The 3,955-nt window shown below is 69.9% G+C and carries 6 protein-coding genes; 2 read left to right on the forward strand and 4 right to left on the reverse strand.

Features of this window, described 5'->3' with window-relative positions; translation table 11 throughout:
• Positions 1–19 precede the first annotated feature (19 nt).
• Entirely contained in the window at positions 20–703 is a 684-nt protein-coding gene (gene pdeM, locus AC1DOC_RS23110; protein WP_015867616.1) for a ligase-associated DNA damage response endonuclease PdeM, read from the forward strand.
• A 116-nt stretch (positions 704–819) separates the two neighbouring features.
• On the opposite strand, the gene AC1DOC_RS23115 is transcribed toward pdeM, so the two are convergent.
• The 3 genes from AC1DOC_RS23115 to AC1DOC_RS23125 are packed head-to-tail and all read right to left on the reverse strand — an operon-like array spanning position 820 to position 2,901.
• Positions 820–1,344 carry a TPM domain-containing protein gene (locus AC1DOC_RS23115; RefSeq protein ID WP_015867615.1) on the reverse strand — a complete coding sequence of 175 codons (525 nt, stop codon included), beginning with the start codon at positions 1,342–1,344 and terminating at the stop codon, positions 820–822.
• A 2-nt stretch (positions 1,345–1,346) separates the two neighbouring features.
• Complete coding sequence (locus tag AC1DOC_RS23120; RefSeq protein WP_478130562.1) at positions 1,347–2,291, reverse strand: TPM domain-containing protein; 945 nt, start codon at positions 2,289–2,291, stop codon at positions 1,347–1,349.
• 16 nt (positions 2,292–2,307) lie between these two features.
• Complete coding sequence (locus AC1DOC_RS23125) at positions 2,308–2,901, reverse strand: LemA family protein (protein WP_027730126.1); 594 nt, start codon at positions 2,899–2,901, stop codon at positions 2,308–2,310.
• Between the two features lie 56 nt (positions 2,902–2,957).
• On the opposite strand from AC1DOC_RS23125, the gene AC1DOC_RS23130 reads away from it, so the two are divergent.
• Positions 2,958–3,719, forward strand: coding sequence for a Rossmann-fold NAD(P)-binding domain-containing protein (locus AC1DOC_RS23130; RefSeq protein WP_478130563.1), 762 nt, complete (start codon positions 2,958–2,960; stop codon positions 3,717–3,719).
• 7 nt (positions 3,720–3,726) lie between these two features.
• Here the strand turns inward: AC1DOC_RS23130 and AC1DOC_RS23135 are convergent.
• On the reverse strand, positions 3,727–3,955 hold a 229-nt coding region (locus tag AC1DOC_RS23135; protein WP_478130564.1), incomplete at its 5' end, for a cysteine hydrolase family protein.

Raw genomic sequence — 3,955 nt, forward strand, 5'->3', positions numbered from 1 at the left:
TTTGCGACACTCGTGGCCCGTGACCGCTTCGAATCTCCCAGCATCGGCGCTCCCGGTCCAGTGGGCCGGCGAACTGTTGCACCTGTTGCCCGAGCACGCCATCTGGTGGCCCGATGGCCGCGTGCTGTTCATTGCCGACCTGCACATCGGCAAGGCCGCGACCTACCGCGCGCTCGGCCAGCCGGTGCCGGGCGGCACCACGCAGGAGAACCTGGCGCGGCTCGACGCGCTCATTGCGGCCCATGCGCCGCAGCGCATCGTGTTCCTTGGCGATTTCCTGCATGCGGCGCAGGCGCGCACGCCGCAGGTGCTGGCAGCGCTGGCCGCCTGGCGCGCCGTGCATGCGTCCATCGGCATGACGCTGGTGCGGGGCAACCACGACAGCCGCGCGGGCGATCCGCCCGCCGAGCTCGGCATCGAGGTGGTCGACGAGCCTTATCTGCTCGGCCCTTTTGCCTGCTGCCACCATCCGCAGGCGCATGCCACGCACTTCGTGCTCGCGGGGCACCTGCATCCCGTCTGCCGGCTCTACGGGCCGGGGCGCGACAGCGTGCGGCTGCCGTGCTTCGCGAGCGATGCGCAGCAGGCCGTGCTGCCGGCTTTCGGCGAGTTCACGGGCGGCTGGTTGATGGAGCGCGCGCCGGGGCGGCGCTTCTATGCGGTGGGCGGAAAAAGCGTGTGGGCGCTGCCGCCATCGGAGTAAGGGGTTGAGCTCCTTCCCCTCCCGGGGGAAGCTTGGGATGGGGGCTGCCAGAGCGTGCCCCATTTCAGCGCCGCTTGCCCCCACCCCGGCCCTCCCCCGGAAGGGGAGGGAGAAATTCAAAGGACGACGGGCTCGTCGGGCAACTCGTTGGTGTCGGGCTCGTTCTCGGCCAGCGGAAAGTGCGCCACCAGCAAGGCCGACATTTCTTCCAGCGCCTGCGTGAGCCCGTCCTCGAAGCGGCCCTCGCGGAAGGCCGCACCCATGCGCTGCGCCATCGCGGCCCATTCGGCATCGTCGACGTGCGCATCGATGCCGCGGTCGGCCACGATCTCGATCGCATGCTCGGCCAGCAGCAGGTAGATGAGCACGCCGTTGTTGTGCGCGGTGTCCCACACGCGCAGCTTGCCGAACAGCGTGACGGCACGCTCGCGCGCCGAGGCATGGCGCCGCAGGTAGGACCATGGCAGGCCCGCTTCGACGCAGATGCGGATCTCGCCGCTGTGGCGGCGCTCGCTCGCGGCCACGCGTGCCGCCAGGCGCTCCATGGCGGCATCGGGCAGCACGCGCCGCACATCGGCCTCGTCCATCCACTGGTGGCGCCAGATGCGGGCCAGCTTCGAGAAAAGCGTTGCCGTTGCCATGCCTACCAGTCCCCCGAGGCGCCGCCGCCCCCGAAATCGCCACCGCCGCCGGAGCTGAAGCCTCCGCCACCGCTGCTGCCGCCACTGCTCCAGCCGCCGCCACCACCGCCGCCGCCCCAGCCGCCGAATCCGCCACCACCACCACCGCCGCGCCGCGCCGGGCTCGTCGCCGCCACGGCCGAGAACAGCGACACCATGAGCGCCGCCATGCCCGCCAGCACCGCGATGACGATGCTGGTCGTGATGAGGAAGGCAATCACGCCGATGCCGCCGCCCATGACCACCGAGCCCAGCTTCTTGCCGGCGATCGAGCGCACGATCGGTGCCGCAACGAAGACGCCGACGAACAGGAAGATCGCGAGGTTCTCCCAGTCGATGCCTTCGCTGGAATCCTTGCTGCTGCTGCCGCCGCCGCTGCCGGAAGGCGCGGGCAGCGCCTCGCCATCGACCAGCCCGATGAGCCGGGCCACGGCCGCGTTCAGCCCGCCCGCGAAGTCGTTGTTGCGAAAGCGCGGCTTCATCTCCTCGTCGATGATGCGAATGGCTGCGAGGTCGGGCACCGCGCCCTCGARCGCCTTGGCCACCTCGATGCGCATCTTGCGGTCGTTCTTGGCCACGATCACCAGGATGCCGTCGCCGACCTCCTTGCGCCCGATCTTCCAGGCATTGCCCACGCGGTTGGCGTAGCTCGCAATGTCTTCGGGAGCGGTGGTGGGCACCATCAGCACCACCATCTGCGAGCCCTTGCGCTGCTCGAACGCGGCCAGCTTGGCCTCGAGATCGGCGCGCTCGGATTCGGCCAGCGTCTGCGTCTGGTCGATCACCCGCGCCGTGAGCGCCGGCACCGGCAGCAGGCCCTGCGCCCATGCCGCTCCCGCAAGGCCGGCCCATGCAGCCGCGGCCAGCAGGACGGTGGCCAGCACACGGCGGAAGAGGGCAAGGGCCATCAGGCGGGTGTCTTGCTTACTTCTTGGGTGCCGAGAAATCGACCGTCGGCGGCGTCGAGATCTGCGCTTCGTTCTGCACCGAGAAGTTGGGCTTGGGCTGGTAGCTGAAGATCTTGGCCGTGATGTTGGTCGGGAAGCTGCGCGCCAGCACGTTGTACTCCTGCACCGTCTGGATGTAGCGGTTGCGCGCCACGGTGATGCGGTTCTCGGTGCCTTCGAGCGTCACGCGCAGGTCGCGGAAGGCCTGGTTGGCCTTGAGCTCCGGATAGCGCTCCGCCACCACCATGAGCCGCGACAGCGCCGAAGAGAGCTCGCCCTGCGCCTGCTGGAACTTGTTGAAGGCCTCGGGGTTGTTGAGCGTCTCGGGCGTCACCTGGATCGAGGTGGCCTTGGCGCGCGCCTCGATCACCTTGGTAAGCGTGTCCTGCTCGAAGCTGGCCTCGCCCTTCACGGTGGCCACGATGTTGGGCACCAGGTCGGCGCGCCGCTGGTACTGGTTGAGCACCTCGCTCCAGGCCGACTTGCTGGCCTCGTCGAGCGACTGGAACTGGTTGTAGCCGCAGCCGCTCAGCGAAAGCGCCGCAGCAAGAATCAGGAGCCAGCGTTTCATCATCGTCATTTGCATTACCTCCGCAGATGGAAGCCGAAGTTAGCATAGAAGGCTCCATGGCCCTCGATCCTCTCCAAGCCCTGCGGGGCGCCAACCGCGCGGCCGCATTGCCCGTTGCAGCGGTAGYCACCGGCACGCTGCTGGTGGCCGGCGCGACCGGCGCCCTGGGCCAGGAGCTGCTGCGCCGGCTTGCGGGCAGCCACCGCTTCGCCCATGCGCGCGTGCTGGCGCGCGAGCCGATCCGCGACGGCCTGCGCGGCGTCGAAACCTACCTCGCCCCCGGCCTGCCGATCGCGCAATGGCCGCTGGCATCGGCCGACAGCGCCGTCATCGCCTTCGACCCGCCGCGGCTCTACCACGACCGCGAACGCGCGCTCTGGGTGCCGCAGCCTTCGGACCTGCCCGAGCTCGCGCGCTGGCTGCGCGCCTGCGGCGTGCGCACGCTGGCCATCGTGCAGCCGCACGACCAGGGCAAGCTGCCCGAGGCGCTCAAGCGCGGGCTCGCGAGCCTCGACGAGCAGGCCGTGGTCGCCAACGGCTTCGACCGCGTGATCCTCGTGCGCTCGGCTCGCAAGCCGCTCAACGCCAAGTTCGCCAACCCCGCCGAAAGGCTCGCGGCCTGGATGCTCTCGATCGTGCGCTTCATGGTGCCGAGCAGCGAGCAGCCGGTGCGCGCGTCGAAGGTGGCCGAACTGGTCGACCTCGCGCTGCGCATCGCGCCGCCGGGCGTGCACGTGGCGGCGCCCGAGGTGGTGTGGGAATCCGCGCAGGGCGACATGCAGGCCGTGGTGCGCCGCTGGCTGGGACTGGCGGGCTGACGGACCCTCAGCCGCGCCACTGGCGCAGCAGTTCGGCCGAGTCGAGCACCAGCCCCAGGTGCAGCGACACCATCGCAAGCGCCGCGCCTTCCAGGTGCGCGTCGGTGCCGCGCACCAGGTCGCGCAGCACGATCACGCGGTAGTTGCGGTTGCTGCCGTCGAAGGCCGTGTTGAGCACGCAGCAGTCGGTGAAGCCGCCGTTGAGCACCACCGTCTCGATGCGCTGGTTGCGCAGC

The organism is Variovorax sp. 01T439_2 (assembly GCF_056398445.1).

Bases quoted from the DNA above. Each gene is read 5' to 3' on its own strand.
- AC1DOC_RS23115 (WP_015867615.1), bottom strand. From the start codon at position 1,344: ATGGCAACGGCAACGCTTTTCTCGAAGCTGGCCCGCATCTGGCGCCAC.
- AC1DOC_RS23125 (WP_027730126.1), bottom strand. From the start codon at position 2,901: ATGAAACGCTGGCTCCTGATTCTTGCTGCGGCGCTTTCGCTGAGCGGC.